The organism is Sutcliffiella sp. NPDC057660, from assembly GCF_042800035.1.
GTDB lineage: Bacteria > Bacillota > Bacilli > Bacillales > Bacillaceae_I > Sutcliffiella_A.
On the sequence record NZ_JBHVHV010000001.1, the window covers coordinates 302,527 to 318,332 of the forward strand.

Here is a 15,806-nt window from a genome sequence, read left to right on the forward strand (position 1 = left end):
ACGCATCAGGGTACAAGCCCCATAACTTCCATTAAATGAGGGATGTCCATTGTCATCAGCAATTTTTTTGAATTTCACGGTAACTCGTCAGAACAATGCCCAGCTTCGGACATATGCTGCGAAGGCTTCCTCGGTGAAAGCCGGCGCAATAAGCACGCTTTCATCATTGGATGGCAGGATTATCTCAAGAGGGGGTATGAATGCCAGAATCCATACTGTATCAAGGAAGCTATCAGACTTGGAAAGACAGTTGGAGCAGCTTAATAGATTTGTAGAGTTCTCTTTGGAAAACTATCAGAAGACAGAAACGATGCTTGTTCGTAAATCCAGTGACGGGCAAGCGCTATATGCAAAACGCCCCGCTTCCTTAGGGCTTAGGAGCAATCTGGATATCTTTGAAGGGATTGGCGCCGGGGCCAGGCTATCTGCGAGCGAATATCAGGTGCGAGGATTTAAATTCATCTCTGAGCACTGGAGGACTGCAGTCGGCCTTCTCGGTGCTGCATGGGCAATCACAGGGGCAATGGGAAAAAGCGGTTCGCAAGCGAAGGATGATATTTCGAGCAAATTTTCCAATGGCCTTAATAGTTCCATCCGTTTTCTCAGCGGCAAGTGGAATGATGCCCAGAAGCTTAGTGGTGCAGCTTGGAATTCAGCTGCCGATAAAGTAGATGGTGTGAAAAACAGTGCGGAAGCAACCATAAAGAGCACCGCAGACTCTATCAACCGGAAATGGGACAACACGGTTGATTCAGCAGTTGCCAAGTGGGATAGCACGGTGGATCAGGCTAAGCAAAAACGGGATGTCATGATAGCGGGATTTAATTTTGTCAAAGAGAACAAACGCGATATATTCAATCACACCATTGAATCGGCATTTTATAAGAGCATGGATATCGCTCCGGGAGGAGACAAGGTTTTAAAAGCCTTTGAACATCTCCACTATGACCATAGGGATGCAATGAACAGCCCCCACCCGTCCTACAAAGAGGTACTAAAGGAAAGGTCGGAATGGACGCAGCTTCCTGAAGATATGTCGGTGTATCATGACAATGGCGTGGGAAAACCGGAATTGAAATTTATCCACCCCGATGGCAGAGAGGCGGTTTTCGATGGGGATACCTTCGAGCCTGTTACGGATGCCAAATATAAAGGCACCTATAATTATATCAACACGTCCCTCCCGCCTGGGGAGTTCCCGAAAGACCTTGATGGTGTGATGGAGTGGATCGAGTTCAGTAAGAACGGTCTTGGGCATGTGGTGACAGATGTCATCCCGTACCATCTTGTTGGGGAGAAAAATGAAAAAGATCAGAAAAGATTTGAATAGTATAGGGGTGTATCCATGTTAAAGCAGTCGTCCATCATGTTCATCATCGGAGTACTAGCTGTTATCCTCTCAGGGTGCCAAACAGCCTCCATCACAGACCTGATCCATCAGGAAACGGATAAAGTGGAGATAACCGAAGAAGAGCTTCAAAAAACGGAATATGAGAAGTTCAAGGCCGGGGAGGTCCTGTTTCTGCCATATACGCGACATATCGGCTCCAGTGGCGAAGGGGAAGAAAAGTATACGGTGATGCTATCGGCCTATCAGCCAATCGGTTCAGACGCGGAGGCGGTCATCAACACGATTACAGTCTTTGGTTCCGAGGATGTTACCTTCGATAAAATTGATAAGCAGGAGTTCTCCATCCCATTGGACTTTTCAGAAGATGAGGAATATCCAGGTGTCCTGAGGAGCAATATCGTACTGATGGAACAATTGAATGATAATAATATGAATCTTAAGGAAGAGAGTGTCATCACCATAGTGTTGAATGTAAGCGTGATGTCAGGGGGCGAAACCGTCACAAAGGACATAACTTTTGAATTCGATACCGAAATTCGTGAATATGTTGTGCAAAGATAATCGTCACTATTTTAGGGGGGAGCCATGAAAACCTTAGATGTCACACTGTCCGCAGCGGAAATTCAGTTCCTCGGCGAACTGCTGCAAATAGAGCTGATCGTAGGAATGAAGGATTCACACGAGCACTTATCCCAGGAAGAAAGGGAAACCTCCTTTCGTGAAGCCAGGGATGCACTTATCCGGAAACAGATCCTATTTGAGCGGGGTACCTATGAAATCGAAAGAAGCCATGCCGTTTTAATAGATGCCATGCGGCCCCAGTTCACCTACTGCAGGGTACAGCACATTGCTGAAGGAAAGCAGAGCGTCATCCATTACCATTTCACTCCCATTCTCGCTATCAAGCGGACAGAATTGCCCAACAGCAATTTGCATAGAATCCAATTGGTAGGGACGCCTGCGGAAGCACTGGAAGAAATAAAGCTCAGTTTTTCCATGCCACAAGTTGATACCGCGGATACTCCTTTAAGCTTCACCTTGGAGGAGGAAGACTTCAAAAGACTGACTGGCCCTGATAAATATGCAGCTCTTGATGAAATAAATCCTTCATTTGGAGATGAAGCAATCGTGAGCCTTGAAGCATTCACCGCAAGCATCACCACTCCCCTGACTGCCGGGCAGGTAGAAAGGATTGTCTGGGATGAGAAGGAATCAAAATGGCATGATCAGATTCTTCACTTTATTATAGGTAAGGCGGAGTTGTGGAGGGTCATCCCTATCATGGGTGAGCGCGTACAGATGAAAATAACCAAAATCGGAAAAAGTGATTTGGAACAATCGATAGATGAGTTAGGCCTTTTTTCTTCAGTAACAAGTGGGGCTAACTGATCCCTGCTTTCTTTTAGGGGCCAGACCCTCAAGCTTTTTACAGGCTGAGGGTCTGGCCCCTACTTTTTTGAAATAAATAGATATGGTAGAAAATATTACAATCATGGGATTACACCCAGCAATTTGATAGAAGATTGTTATCCCTGTAACCCCTCTAATATCTCGCTGTCATCTCCACCTGTTAGTATGGGACAGGTCAGATTACATAGAATGGGGATGATAGTTTGAAACGATTAGTAGCAGGATTAGCATTAGCCGGTGTTGTGGCGTTCAATCCGGTGACAGGTCATGCAGCTTTGGGAGATCAGACGCTCGAACCTGGAATGAGGCATTCAGATGTACAGGAACTACAACAACTATTAGATGAAAAAGGTTATTTCGGATATAGCGAAACAACTACATATTATGGAGAATATACAACAGATGCCGTGAAAAAGTTTCAAGCTGATGAAGGAATCAGGGTAAATGGAATTGCCGGAGAGAAAACACTCGAAGCATTGGGTGTCGAATATAATGGTTCAAATATCGTCGAAGTGGCGAAGAAATATGAGGGTACACCTTATCAGTGGGGTGGAGAAACACCAGAAGAAGGCTTCGACTGCAGCGGATACTTAAACTATATTTTTGATGAAGCAGAAAACAAAGACCTTCCGCGAACGGTAAAAGAGATTCATGCAGAAGGAACAAAAGTAGAGTCACCAGCCGTCGGAGACATCGTATTCTTTGATGTGGAAGGAAACGGACCAAGCCATGCAGGCCTTTACATCGGCAGTAATGAGTTCATCCACGCATCATCAACAGAAGGTGTAAAAGTAAGTGAACTTGGCAGCTCCTATTGGAAGGATAAGTATATTGGGGCGAAAAGTTACTGATGGTTTTCTTATTATCTATAATTCTAGGAGAAGTAGCGGGCTGTCCCGCTACTTCTTCTTTTATCATATGGTCATATTGTAAAATAAATCTAATGTTGAGCTTTTTCATAGGTTCCGAGGGCAAAAATCCTTCATCGACGTCATGATGAGTATTTCCTTAGAATTCGAGTTGCAAAAAGCTCGTCATCACAGTTATGATGAGCTTTTCCATAGGTTTTCGAGGGCAAAAACCCCTTCATCGACGTTATGATGAGCTTTTTCATAGGTTTCCGAAGTCAAAAAGCCCTTCATTGACGTTATGATGAGCTTTTTCGTAGGTTTCCGAAGTCAAAAAGCCCTTCATTGACGTTATGATGAGCTTTTCCAAAGGTTTTGAGTTGCAAAAATTCCCCAAAACAATGAAAGAGTTTACGTGCTGTGCTGGGTCACCTTATGGCACAACGGACCTGTCCCCCTAGTCCCTACTAAACAAGTCCCTAGTATATACCTTCTCCTCTACATCCAATAACTCTTCTGTCATCCGATTTGCCACAATGACATCTGCCGTCCGCTTAATGCTCTCCAGATCCTGCACTACCCTGCACTGGTCAAACCACTCTCTATCCAAGGTAGGCTCGTACACTACCACTTCCACACCCTTCGCCCTCAAGCGTCTGATAATACCAAGAATCGCCGAGTCCCTGAAATTATCTGAGTCGGATTTCATGGTGAGACGGTATATTCCGACGATTGTCGGCTCGCGTTTCGCAATCATCCCGGCTATGTGGTCTTTTCTTGTTTCATTGGCAGCTACGATGGCGGTCATGATGTTGTTTGGTATGTTCTTGTAGTTGGCGAGGAGCTGTTTCGTATCTTTGGGAAGGCAGTAGCCTCCATAGCCGAAGGAGGGGTTGTTGTAATGGGTTCCGATTCTTGGGTCAAGGCCGACTCCTTCGATGATCTGGCCAGCATCAAGTCCCCTTACTTCCGCATAGGAGTCGAGCTCGTTAAAGAAGGACACTCTCATGGCCAAGTAGGTATTGGCAAATAGTTTAATAGCCTCGGCTTCGTTGGAGTTGGTAAACAGGGTATCTATAGGCTCTTTCATGGCGCCCTCCACCATCAGATCAGCAAACACCCTGGCCCTTTCCGACTGTTCCCCCACCACTATCCGGGATGGATACAGATTATCATGCAGCGCCTTTCCTTCCCGGAGAAATTCCGGAGAAAAAATGATATTATCCGTCCCAAACCTCACGCGTACCGACTCCGTATACCCGACCGGCACCGTTGATTTGATAACCATCAAGGCGGAATGATTGATAGATGCTACCGACTCGATCGCCGCCTCCACCGATTTGGTATTAAAACAGTTCCTCTCAGGATCATAATTCGTGGGTGTAGAAATGATTACGATCTCGGCATCCCTATATGCCAAATCACTATCCGTCGTTGCAGTGAGACTTAGATTTCTTGTAGCCAGGAATTCCTCGATATCATGATCCTGAAAAGGAGACTTTCCATCATTGATCAGATCGACCTTGTCCTGGACGATATCCAATATGACCACTTCATGGTGTTGCGCCAACAATACGGCATTCGCCAAACCGACATATCCTGCCCCTGCAACTGCTATCTTCATGACCAATCCCCCCGATATCATCAGATAAGGTTTCTCTACCTATATCTAATATATCAGCGATGGTTGGTTCGTAATTTTAAGATTTTGTAAATCTATGAGCGGTCCATTCTATCGGCTTAGTTTTTGAAGTAAAGATATCCCGCATTATTAATGGGGATGTTTCAATCTCTTCCTTTTACAAGAAAAGGAATGTCTGCGCCTCCATTCTCATAGGCTTAGAGTAAAAGAAGGGAGCTGGTCTCAATGCTTGAGTGGAGTGCTGTTATTGCAGCCGTCGCGTTTACCATTCTCGTCATCTATTTGATTATGACATTAAGAAAAGTAATGACAACACTTGCTGAAACGGAACAAACGCTGTCTGACGCACGGACAGCCGTGAACGGAATAACAGAGGAAGCAAAGGATTTAATTCATACAGCCAACCAAATTTCTGATGATGTAAAAGGAAAAATGAAAGCCGTTGACCCTTTAATTGAGTCCGCTCATGATGTAGGGGATATGATACACAATGTTACAAGTGAGATAAAGAGAACCGCTATGCAAAAGAGAAAGACAAAAACCATTCATATGCAGGAAAGCAAACCAGTCCAAATTAAATTGAAGTAGGAATTGAAGTAGGGACTGGTCCCTTGTCCCATTTTTCAGCGAAGTTCTAGGGATAGGTCCGTTTCTCCATTTTTCAGCTACTAAGAATAAGATTTTTAAAGAGTTTCATCAATTTTCGAATGGGGAATCGTCAATTAGTCGTGGTAGCTGGGGAATATTGGGGAAGTTGGTGCGGAAATGAGATGAGTTCGTGCCAAACACACCAAAGTTCATGCCAAGCCCCTCTTTCTGTGGTCTAGCACCTCGTTCTCCATTGAAGATATTAATAATTATCCCCTTTTATTTCGAGTGATTCTTCAAATAAACAAAGAGAACGATTAAGCTATGGGAACAACGGGACGGTTCTCTGCTTCCGCTCAACTTCGGATGTTTGATACCAGCACAATACAAGTAAGGAACGGATCTTATTCTATCAGGAGAAAGATCTGTTTCTTTTCTTTGTTTTCTATTATCTATCAGACATTGAATGAACGGCCGCTTGTAACGACAGGTCCATTGGATAAAATGGGACAACTGACCTGTCCCCCTGGATTTAATAAAGGTAGCCTAACAAATCTAATTCTCCATTATCCCACTTTACATTTCCCAACTCCTTGATCATAAGTTCATTGATAACTTCAGTTCCTACACCTAAAGTACGCTGGTTTTCATTATCTATTTTAAGCCATGTACATTGGTTCTCTACGGATCTGTATCCATTTTTCAGATACAAGTTCTGATTATCTGCAAACAAAAGCAAAAAATCTATTAATTTATTTTCACTGAATTTCTCTATTTCTGAAAGTAACAAAGAGCCTAATCCATTTGAACGGTACTCCTTTGTGACACATAAATCAATTACTCCGAGAACTCTTAGATTCATTACTCTATAATCCAGTCCCACTTGAGCAACAAGTTTATCTTCATCATTAAATGCGAGGTATCTAAAATGAGGCAATTGCTTAAAATAAATTCTTTCCTTTGGATAATCGTCTTCAAAACACTCTAACAGTAACTCTTGGATATTTTTTCTTAATGTATCATCAATTTCATAATCATATACTCTTTTTATCTTCAAATTTTCTTCTCCTGTCCTACATTTCTTATGATTCAGTTATTAATATGCGAGAATGATCCATATACTGCAAACGCTTCCTTTAATTGAAGAAAATCGGTAACCATAATTAATATCATCCTCTTTAGTTTCCCTTGCTGAAACTGTGCATTATTATTCTGAACTGTTTATGTTATTTCCACATTTGTTGCAATGTATTGATACAATGACTTCGCAGCATTTAGATTGCTTTCGTCATTAATAACTTCTATATCCTGGGGAGCTTGCTGTTTTAGCGTTGAAAGCACCGAGAACCGTCCGCGATGCTTCGGAAGCTACTATTGGAAGGACAGTGGTGAAAAGTTACTGAGGGACTTTCTTATTACCTATAATTATAGAAGAAGTAGCGGGCGGTCCCGCTACTTCTTCTTTTTTTTGGGTGCATATCTAACATGTACCCTGCAATCAGAGCAATCATCCAGAACTGTCCTATTGCTTCAAGCACTACTTTAAAATGTTTTGATATCTTGATTTTCTAGTTGATTTAAAGAGTTACGGTTCATAACGTATGTACCGCATAAAATATCATGCAACGCCTGCTTGCGTTCGGTGAATCCCGCCATGATGTATCCTAAGAATAATAATAAGGCAGATAGTATCCGACCAAAAAATCTTCCGGTAGCTCTTCCAAATGAAATCCTTTGCTGGTGCTGATCCACTACTATAATACCTAATGTCATCTTACCCAATGTCGCTCTTTTACTTGATGATTCAGATAAAGCATAATATAACCACGGTATTACAACATAAATGGGAACTCCCAAGGAGCCTAAAATCAATTCCTTAGTAGACTGTTCCACACCAATGCTATTCAGTAATAACTCAAAACCAGCCCAAATAATAAAGAATAAAAAGTATCCCCCGAAAAGAACCATGTAGTCAATCATATAGGCTAAAAAGCGTTTCCAGAATCCTGCATGCATATTGAATCCCTCCTTTCATTATTTCTAATTGACATGTCGTTTTCAACCCTCCTCCAAAATCCCATTATATTCCTCTGGATTTACACTTTTAAAATACCCCTGTATAAATATACCAAACCCATATCTACTCCATGAATCTATTATTTTATTTGGTGCCAAATGTCTATATTTTTCAATGAATTCACTTGGACTTTTTGCTTACAAAATAATGATTAGTGGCGCCTTTTTATTCTTAATAAAACCATTAACCCATCTTCCCGTTTTTTCTATTTGGAAAGCGTGGTGAAAATGATTTGAACTTGAATTTGGAATAGGCCAACAGCAAAAACTCAGGCCATGTCAGTGCAATGGCATATTGGATGACAAAGCTCAAAAAGAGTGCGAAAAACACTTCCCCAATCGAGAACACATCAGGCATATCGATTGCAGCTTTTACTAATAAGCCCCCAAATAATAATAGGCCGAATAAAAACGGCAATCCCAAGTAGTTTTTGAAAGTGCTGAAACTATATAACCCTTTTTCATTTCTTTTAAAATAACCCTTTCGCACACTAGAGAATCCATGGATAACAGATAATATAAGGTTGAGCAAGCCCCCAGCCATTAAAACGAGCCCAACCGTCTGGATATATGATGGGGCCATCCGGTCCTGATGCAGTAGAAAAAAGGGCAGATACATTTCAAAGGACATCTTGAATGAAACAAATAAAAGGAATAACACTTGAACCTTTTGATATTTATATGCTATTTTTTTACTGGAATAAAAGAAAGTCCCTAATGCCTGAATGACCAAGAGTATAAAAAGCATTTCGGTGAATAACTGCCATTTCCCATTTGCCAGGTATGGACTTGTTAATGCCTGAAAACTGAAGCCCACTATGACGGCACTATAGATAAACGTCCCCCAAAAGAATACCGATATACCATCAGGACTTAGCCTGTCAACCGCTGTCATTTTTATCTGATATAAATCCTCTTCCTTTATGTGCTTTTGCATGTTCTACTCCTAACTCAACTGCAGTTTTCGGAAAAAACTAAAAACTTTGCCAGACATTACAATCGATAAAATTCGAGGAGTCCCTGTGCCCAGAACTACCTCCCGAAAAGAGGACATGGAAGCAGAGAACCGTTCCCCCCCGCTTCTCTATTTATGATTCATATTAATTACTAAGCCTTCTTGTTCTAACCTTAATTTATTTCTCACCAAAGCCTCGATTAGCTTATGCCATAAGCTATAACTATCGTCATTTAACAGTGTTGTTAGTTTATTGGCGTACTCAGAAGAAAATGGCATACCATATTCAAGGTAATTATTATACGTATGCTCGTCCATAAATAAAGGCATCAGGTTCGAGAAATAATTTTTACGCAGATGTTCAAATATTAATATCCCGCCGTAATCTATATCTCCCCAGTGATAGACCTTAACAGAATGGTCTGATTTATGTATAAAATCCTTTAATTTATATAGTAACTTACGTAGAGCATGGTGAGGATATCCACCTGTATAAATGGTTAGAATCTGATCAGTGTTTGCAATATTACTAGAACTTAATGTATCTAATACTATCTTCCCATTTAGAAATTCGTGATAAGCAGTTAAATTTTCAATAAAGAGGATTGCCTTAGCATTTATTTCTTTGATATCTAACTTTTTAATTGTTTCAAATGAAAGCCCCATCCCCCCTGGTAACTCAGCAACATTTACAGTTAAATTTCTGCTACTAAATATTAAAGGACCTGATATTAAAGTTATTTGGGGGTTTTCCACGATACCTATTGAGTCCAGATACTCGATATCCGTATCCAATTCTATATTACCGAAACGTTTATATATAGAAACCAATCTACTCTGTACGTGTTTTTCTATATGCTTAGTATCATTAAATAACCGATGACTAAGGACTCTTTTCATTGTTCCTTCATCCATTGTCGGAAGAAAAAGAAGAGTTTTGACTAAATCCTCATAACCTTTTGGATTATCTATTTCTAAACCTGATGTTTGATTCTTCGATAACGCTTCATTATAGTAATTCCAGAAGTTCCTTACCCATTCCCAGGGATGCTCCGATAATGGGGTAAGGATTGATTGGATATCTTTCAACTTCTGTTCTTTTGGAGTAATTCCCGCAATTTCATATGCAAGATCGATGGCTTCATAATTAAGATATACTTTTTCTATCTCTTCGCCTTCTTTATATTTGGGCCACTTGACTTCAATAATCTTTTTCTCTTGAAGTTCAGAGATCGCTTGATGAATCCATTCCCTTTTCCTATAGTTCATTTCATCAAAGTAATCTTTAGAAAGTGAATTATTTAGTTTCCTTATAGCAATCTGTGGTCGCTGCAAGCTTACTTCCCCTGTTTTAAACGTCTTACTTGTTTCATACTTCTTCAGAAGCAAAGAGAGAAGCGTGCTCTTGTATCCCTCGACTTTCTCTTGTTCCTTGGTCAATTGCTTCACTATCACTCACCTCTCTTTCTATCATATCCGTAAAGCATTCATAGCCTTCTCTATGTACAATGATGACCGTTGAAACTTCTGTTGCCATATTTGAAAGCTTTTCGTCCGGTACGGCAGCTATTAATTGAAAGTTCATATTTTTAATTAAACGTAGGCTCGTCTGAATTCTTTCTTCGTCCATTTTATTAAACGCTTCATCAAAAACAACCAGGCGCATCGTTTTATCTGAGCTATATAGCTGATTAAATGATGATAAGATTGCTATATAAAATGGTGTCTGCGTTTCTCCACCAGACTTTTCTTTTAAAACTTGAGAAAATCTTATTCTACTATTTCCATTTGTAATAATAATATCGAAGTCTAAGTAACGACGGTAATCAGAGAATTCTTCTTGATCTCCAGCCTCTCCTTTAATTAAGACCTCAAACAAATCATGCAAAGATTGGTCTTTTGCGTCATCTGGTATATCAAATAACGAACCTTTTTCAACGACTTGAGGATCCATAATAATTTCATAAAATCTTTTATACTTTTCACTTGGTTTAAATTCAAACTGATAGCTCTCTTGATGAAAAGGAAATCTTTTAAGTGCATCATTTAGTTGTTGAAATTGCCTTTTTGCACCTTCAATTGCTTCTTTCATCTTATAGATAAAGTGAGATTTAAACTCTTCTTCAGATTGCTTAAGAGCTTCATTTAGCTTTTCTTGATAGGAATCAATGTCTATATCGATTTGCTCTAAAAGCATTTGATACTCATCATTGTGCGGAGCTTCTTCTTCTCCATTAAAATTATGCTTAACATTATAATCATGTCTATCATTTCTTAATTTTACGAACCGATTTTCTGACTGCGTAATATTTCCTTTTTTATTTCCAATCCAGTTTTCGATTTTTTGTTCTATTGAAACATCTTGTTTTTCAGCTTCTCTTAATCTTTCTGTAGCCAAATTAAACATTTCTGTTGAGTACTCATTCTCCCAATCAGCGAGGCATTGCTCTAAGACTCGAAGATCATCCTGATATTGTTTTAAAGACTGTTTCATAGAGGTAACGTTATTATTTTTCCTTTCAACATAGCCAATTAATTCTCTAACCTTCTTCTCTAATTCAGCTTCACGATTCTTCCAATAATTAAAATCTGCTTTTAACTGTTTTATTCCACTAAGATCTAATTGAGATAACTCTATGTTAAACTTTTCAAGACTCTCTTGTAATATATTAATCAATTTTGGTAGTTCTAAAGAATCGCTTAAACGTGAGTAGTAGCTTCTTTTTTCAGTAAGCCTCTGCTCCCAAATACTAAATAATTTGCTTAAGGATTCTACCTGTAGGATTTCTGTATCAGTTTGAAGAAGCTCTTTTCTCTTTAACTCTAACTGCCTAGGTATAGCCTTAGAACCTATATAAGGAATTTGATATCTTTCTTTCTTCATTTGTCTAGCTACTAAGTTTTGATAAAGCATACAACTATTTGTTATAGCTGCTTGATGTTGACTTAACTCTTTTTCTGAACTTGCTTTCATAACTCTACCTAACAAATGTTCAATTCTTGCTTGAATTACGGTATTGGTTGTTTCTAACTCTTCACCCAGTGATCCTTGCTTTAGATTACCTAGATATTTACGCTCTTTTTGTGTATTTACTAATCCTACTCCCTCTATATTGTGTTTCCATTTTTCAGTTTCGTATATAGAAAGGGCTTGTTCAAAATAATCAGGCTCTACCAATAGGTCAAACTTCTGTGTATGTAGGTACCCCTCAATTGCATTACGCCATTCCTCATTTAAAACTTCCATCTCCTCACAGAAAACCCATACTTTTGATTTTCCGTTTAATTGGCGTTCTAACAATTCTTTTAACTTACTAATTGAGGGAGGATAGGTTATCTTCTTGTTGCCTAAACCTGTAATTTCTTTAAATAATATAGACCTTTTCTCTTTTAACTCTTTTATCTTCTTGTCCGTATCACTTTTTGCAATAACGAAGCGATTATACAGTTTTGACAGTTCTTCTCCACAAATGTTTAACTTTTGCTGAAAGTCTAATGTTGTTTTGACAGATGCAGACTCTAACATCTCAATTATTGAATCTATTAATTCAATACCTTCATGCAAGTTGCTTTGCTCTTCTATCTCCCATTTCCAGTATTCGCTATCTGATATGGTAATGAGCTTTTCAATCATATCTTTTTCTTGATATAAATTTTTGATAACTTCTACTAATTGTCCTCTTTTATTTTCTAACTCTCCTGTCGTTACTTGAATTTTATTATGTAGTTCTTCTTCTCTCTTTTTCTCTTGATTGTTCTGCCATTTTTGGAATGAATCAAAGCTTTTATTTTTTGCCTCTTTATGTTGCTCCTCAGCAAGAATCTTTTCATTAGTTAACTGAGTTATTAGTTCTTGTACTTTTTGCAAATTACTATCTAATCTTTCAATTTCTTCATGTTGTTTATCATATTTTAATCTTCTAATTACATATTCCTGTTGCTCTATAGTATCTAATAATTTCTTATATTGAAAAAAATGCTCTTTTACTTTATTTAACTTGATCTTCCTGGCGCTTAAATCTTCTAGTTCCCGCAAATATCTTTGGTGAACTTCAAAGTTCTCTTTCATTATATCCAATTGTAATTCTTTCTTATCCAATATGTAGTCGTACACAAAGTTCCTCACATTATGTATTGGCTTGAAGGACAATGCCTTTGAAAAAGAAGAGAAAAAGCGATGGTTCACTTGACCCATTTTATGTAATAGAGCCTTTTGATAACCATCTTTTGTTCTTTCCATTACAGAACGATTCTTTAGACTGTTTACATAACGGTGGAATTCATCACGATTTTTCAATTGGCCCGTTTCTTTCAAGTACTCAATGTCATTCAACTGACAATTATTAATAATAAAATATTCTTGATCAGTTAAATCATCTCGATAAACATCGATAACTACACCCACCACAAAATAATCATATTTTTTCTCATCAAAAAATTCTGCCATAAGATAAGTGGTAAAGTCACCTTCTCGGATGTATTTTTGATCATCACTACCTACCTTCCCTCTCAAATAACTTATCAGAGAGCGCTTTGCATCATCGTGGGCAGAGGAATTAAAGCGTATCATTTTCAAATTGGCAATAAATAATACCTGTAAGGCGTCAATAATAGTTGATTTACCTGCAGCATTTTTTCCTGTTATCATTGTTTGACGTCCAAAAGGAATCTCTTCATCTTTAAAATAATGCCAATTAATCAGCTTCAGTTTCTTCATCCATTTCATTTCCATCCTCCTCTCCAGTTCCCATTTCATAACGCAATATCTTTTGATTTAATAATTGAATAGATTCGCCCTCAATTATATGTAACCAGCTATGGAACATACGAAATCTGCAATCATCTGTGTGCCAGTCTGAATCTAATGGCTCCAATAATTGATAGCTAGTGCATAAACGGATATAATCACCTACTTTTGACTTTGTGAAGCCTGATAAACGAAAAGTCTCGTATTTTACCCTTATTTCATATAAAGTTGTGACTGGAAATTCTGATAATGAAAGCCCTTCTCTTTTCTCCTGATAGATAATTCTAAGCACCAGTAGCCATATACTTTCTTCTCGACTAAGCCTTTTTCGATGAATCCCCAGTGGAGAAGATACAAAAATTGTTTCATGCCTATCATCCATAACAAAATCCCATCCTAGAAACTGAAAGAACTCTTCCAATTTCTGCTTGTGACGATTTGCTAAAAAATACGAGGCGCGATCTAACTCCTTAACAAGAAAGTTGGTAGAAATTAATTTATTTATAACATCTTGCAACTCTTTTTGCTCCTTCTCACTTACGCTTGTGAACATGTTTAACACCTCTCCCTCTTTGGCTATTGCGTATCACATTACGGTCATCAAAACGGTATTCGCCAATATGCAAGATACGTTTGTCTTTTTTACGCACCAGTCGATACTCCGAGTGTTGGTCATATCCATATAAGTACACATAAGGTAAATAAATATACTCTTCAACTGTTTTGGGTACTAGCTCACTCATTCCCATTTCCTCACGATCTCCTAAACGTTCCAAAACAAACGCATTTATTTTTTGCTTGGTAATGGAATTTTCTAGTTTTTTAATATTATTTTCTCTGATTTTCTTTTTTACTTCCTCAGAGATAGGGACTACCATGTGCGGTTGCGCTTGATGAGCAGCCTTCTTCTTACGCGGAGTAAGCAATGATGTTTCTGATAAATTATCTACATTATGTAGTCGAAAAACATTACTTAAAAATTCATCCCAATAATCTTGTGTGTTTTCATAACTTTCTAAGACGGTAGCAATTTGCTGGTCCAGCCCTTGATTATGTTGTGTTAAATACCTAGCACGGTCATAGGACGACTTAATGTATTGATGATGCCTAATATCAATTTGTTCATATAATTCATCTAGACTGTCATAGGTTTCCTCAATGAATTGTAGGGATTGCCTAATTTTAAGCTCCGCTTCATCTTCGTTTTTATATAGCTCAGATTTCATAGCATCCTCTATTGCTATGTTTAGCAAGTCTGGGTTTAACGACCACTTTTGCACCGTTTCTAATATCTTACTCCTATACCTCGCAACATGATCAGACGTTTTTAATCGATGATAGCTTTTATCTACAATTTTTTTCATATACACATCAAAATGATGATCTAAAACTTCTTGAAGAGACTGTTTACTTATCACTTGTTCCATATGATTTTTCATATTGTTAATTAGCAAACGTAACTCTTCTAATAACTGCTCTGTAATCCGCTCCGCTTCGATAATAGCAATACTCGGTTGCCTTTCCATCCCATCGTTACTTAACAGCTGATATGTACTTAACGCATAGCTTTGGTATTCTATCGTTCTTACCTGGCAAAGATCATGGAGAACACTCAGCATACGAATTGAATAATGCGGTAATATGATATACTGCTTAAAGTTATTCCTGGTTTCCACATCAATCCATTTTAGATATAGTAGTTTTCTTAATAATGCATTCGCTTTAGCTCGATGCATATTTTCTATTTCATTAGAGTTTATATTGCTATCTTCTTCTAACTCGAATTGAACTCCAGATTCCTCTTTAACCTCTATCAGCTCATGCAACAAATCCCTCATGATATCGTAGTCAATTCCGATACGGTTAATCTTGTATTGTTCATATAATTCTAGAATTGCTTCAGCATAGATTTCCTTATTACCTCCTGTAAACAAGGTGAAAAATCGTTCTGGTAACACATCAAAAAGTTTCATTTTTCTAGTCCCCATACTCCTAATAATAGTTAAATTATACCATAAAATTTTATAAACATAGTTTACGTGTTTATTGAAAAAGCCACAATTTAAAATGATGAGCATATCTTAAATTTTTCAACTTGAAGGTGCATTAGATTAGAGCGATAGCAAATAGAAAAAGTAAGCTTTGACTGGGATATATGCCACTCAAAGTCTGCTGTTTTACCTTTGGAA

General features: G+C 38.4%; 14 protein-coding genes. 5 read left to right on the plus strand and 9 right to left on the minus strand.

Annotated elements, in window-relative coordinates:
• The first annotated feature begins 49 nt into the window (after window positions 1-49).
• The 4 genes from ACFVAD_RS01320 to ACFVAD_RS01335 all read left to right on the plus strand — a co-directional run bounded on the left by ACFVAD_RS01320 (window position 50) and on the right by ACFVAD_RS01335 (window position 3,612).
• Window positions 50-1,330: a hypothetical protein gene (locus ACFVAD_RS01320; protein WP_386635178.1), complete on the plus strand. Its 1,281-nt coding sequence runs from the start codon at window positions 50-52 to the stop codon at window positions 1,328-1,330.
• Window positions 1,331-1,345: 15 nt separating this feature from the next.
• Window positions 1,346-1,912 (plus strand): hypothetical protein, encoded by a 567-nt coding sequence (locus tag ACFVAD_RS01325; protein WP_386635181.1) that lies wholly within the window; start codon window positions 1,346-1,348, stop codon window positions 1,910-1,912.
• Between the two features lie 24 nt (window positions 1,913-1,936).
• Window positions 1,937-2,740, plus strand: a complete 804-nt coding sequence (locus ACFVAD_RS01330; RefSeq protein WP_386635184.1) for a hypothetical protein — start codon at window positions 1,937-1,939, stop codon at window positions 2,738-2,740.
• Between the two features lie 224 nt (window positions 2,741-2,964).
• Window positions 2,965-3,612, plus strand: a complete 648-nt coding sequence (locus ACFVAD_RS01335) for a C40 family peptidase (protein WP_386635188.1) — start codon at window positions 2,965-2,967, stop codon at window positions 3,610-3,612.
• Window positions 3,613-4,066: 454 nt separating this feature from the next.
• Here ACFVAD_RS01335 and ACFVAD_RS01340 read toward each other — a convergent pair whose 3' ends face one another.
• Entirely contained in the window at window positions 4,067-5,233 is a 1,167-nt protein-coding gene (locus ACFVAD_RS01340) for a nucleotide sugar dehydrogenase (protein WP_386635191.1), read from the minus strand.
• A gap of 243 nt (window positions 5,234-5,476) precedes the next feature.
• On the opposite strand from ACFVAD_RS01340, the gene ACFVAD_RS01345 reads away from it, so the two are divergent.
• The gene (locus ACFVAD_RS01345; RefSeq protein ID WP_386635194.1) at window positions 5,477-5,839 is read left to right on the plus strand and encodes a DUF948 domain-containing protein; all 363 of its coding nucleotides are present in this window, start codon (window positions 5,477-5,479) and stop codon (window positions 5,837-5,839) included.
• Between the two features lie 532 nt (window positions 5,840-6,371).
• On the opposite strand, the gene ACFVAD_RS01350 is transcribed toward ACFVAD_RS01345, so the two are convergent.
• The 8 genes from ACFVAD_RS01350 to ACFVAD_RS01385 all read right to left on the minus strand — a co-directional run bounded on the left by ACFVAD_RS01350 (window position 6,372) and on the right by ACFVAD_RS01385 (window position 15,590).
• Window positions 6,372-6,896 (minus strand): GNAT family N-acetyltransferase, encoded by a 525-nt coding sequence (locus ACFVAD_RS01350; RefSeq protein ID WP_386635196.1) that lies wholly within the window; start codon window positions 6,894-6,896, stop codon window positions 6,372-6,374.
• A 485-nt stretch (window positions 6,897-7,381) separates the two neighbouring features.
• Entirely contained in the window at window positions 7,382-7,855 is a 474-nt protein-coding gene (locus tag ACFVAD_RS01355; protein ID WP_386635198.1) for an RDD family protein, read from the minus strand.
• Window positions 7,856-7,897: 42 nt separating this feature from the next.
• Window positions 7,898-8,032: a GAD-like domain-containing protein gene (locus ACFVAD_RS01360; RefSeq protein ID WP_386635375.1), complete on the minus strand. Its 135-nt coding sequence runs from the start codon at window positions 8,030-8,032 to the stop codon at window positions 7,898-7,900.
• 67 nt (window positions 8,033-8,099) lie between these two features.
• On the minus strand, window positions 8,100-8,852 hold the full coding sequence (locus ACFVAD_RS01365; protein WP_386635201.1) for a hypothetical protein: 753 nt from the start codon (window positions 8,850-8,852) through the stop codon (window positions 8,100-8,102).
• 147 nt (window positions 8,853-8,999) lie between these two features.
• On the minus strand, window positions 9,000-10,205 hold the full coding sequence (locus tag ACFVAD_RS01370) for a Wadjet anti-phage system protein JetD domain-containing protein (protein ID WP_386635203.1): 1,206 nt from the start codon (window positions 10,203-10,205) through the stop codon (window positions 9,000-9,002).
• A 34-nt stretch (window positions 10,206-10,239) separates the two neighbouring features.
• Entirely contained in the window at window positions 10,240-13,596 is a 3,357-nt protein-coding gene (locus tag ACFVAD_RS01375) for an ATP-binding protein (RefSeq protein WP_386635206.1), read from the minus strand.
• On the minus strand, window positions 13,565-14,170 hold the full coding sequence (locus ACFVAD_RS01380; protein ID WP_386635209.1) for a DUF4194 domain-containing protein: 606 nt from the start codon (window positions 14,168-14,170) through the stop codon (window positions 13,565-13,567). The genes ACFVAD_RS01375 and ACFVAD_RS01380 overlap by 32 nt, the downstream gene beginning before the upstream one ends.
• Window positions 14,151-15,590, minus strand: a complete 1,440-nt coding sequence (locus ACFVAD_RS01385; RefSeq protein WP_386635211.1) for a Wadjet anti-phage system protein JetA family protein — start codon at window positions 15,588-15,590, stop codon at window positions 14,151-14,153. Before ACFVAD_RS01385 ends, ACFVAD_RS01380 begins: the two co-directional genes overlap by 20 nt.
• Window positions 15,591-15,806 lie beyond the last annotated feature (216 nt).

Excerpts from the sequence above, each read along its gene's own strand:
- ACFVAD_RS01380 (WP_386635209.1), bottom strand. The coding sequence starts at position 14,170 with ATGTTCACAAGCGTAAGTGAGAAGGAGCAAAAAGAGTTGCAAGATGTT.
- ACFVAD_RS01345 (WP_386635194.1), top strand. The coding sequence starts at position 5,477 with ATGCTTGAGTGGAGTGCTGTTATTGCAGCCGTCGCGTTTACCATTCTC.
- ACFVAD_RS01325 (WP_386635181.1), top strand. The coding sequence starts at position 1,346 with ATGTTAAAGCAGTCGTCCATCATGTTCATCATCGGAGTACTAGCTGTT.
- ACFVAD_RS01375 (WP_386635206.1), bottom strand. The coding sequence starts at position 13,596 with ATGAAATGGATGAAGAAACTGAAGCTGATTAATTGGCATTATTTTAAA.
- ACFVAD_RS01355 (WP_386635198.1), bottom strand. The coding sequence starts at position 7,855 with ATGCATGCAGGATTCTGGAAACGCTTTTTAGCCTATATGATTGACTAC.
- ACFVAD_RS01385 (WP_386635211.1), bottom strand. The coding sequence starts at position 15,590 with ATGAAACTTTTTGATGTGTTACCAGAACGATTTTTCACCTTGTTTACA.
- ACFVAD_RS01365 (WP_386635201.1), bottom strand. The coding sequence starts at position 8,852 with ATGCAAAAGCACATAAAGGAAGAGGATTTATATCAGATAAAAATGACA.
- ACFVAD_RS01340 (WP_386635191.1), bottom strand. The coding sequence starts at position 5,233 with ATGAAGATAGCAGTTGCAGGGGCAGGATATGTCGGTTTGGCGAATGCC.
- ACFVAD_RS01330 (WP_386635184.1), top strand. The coding sequence starts at position 1,937 with ATGAAAACCTTAGATGTCACACTGTCCGCAGCGGAAATTCAGTTCCTC.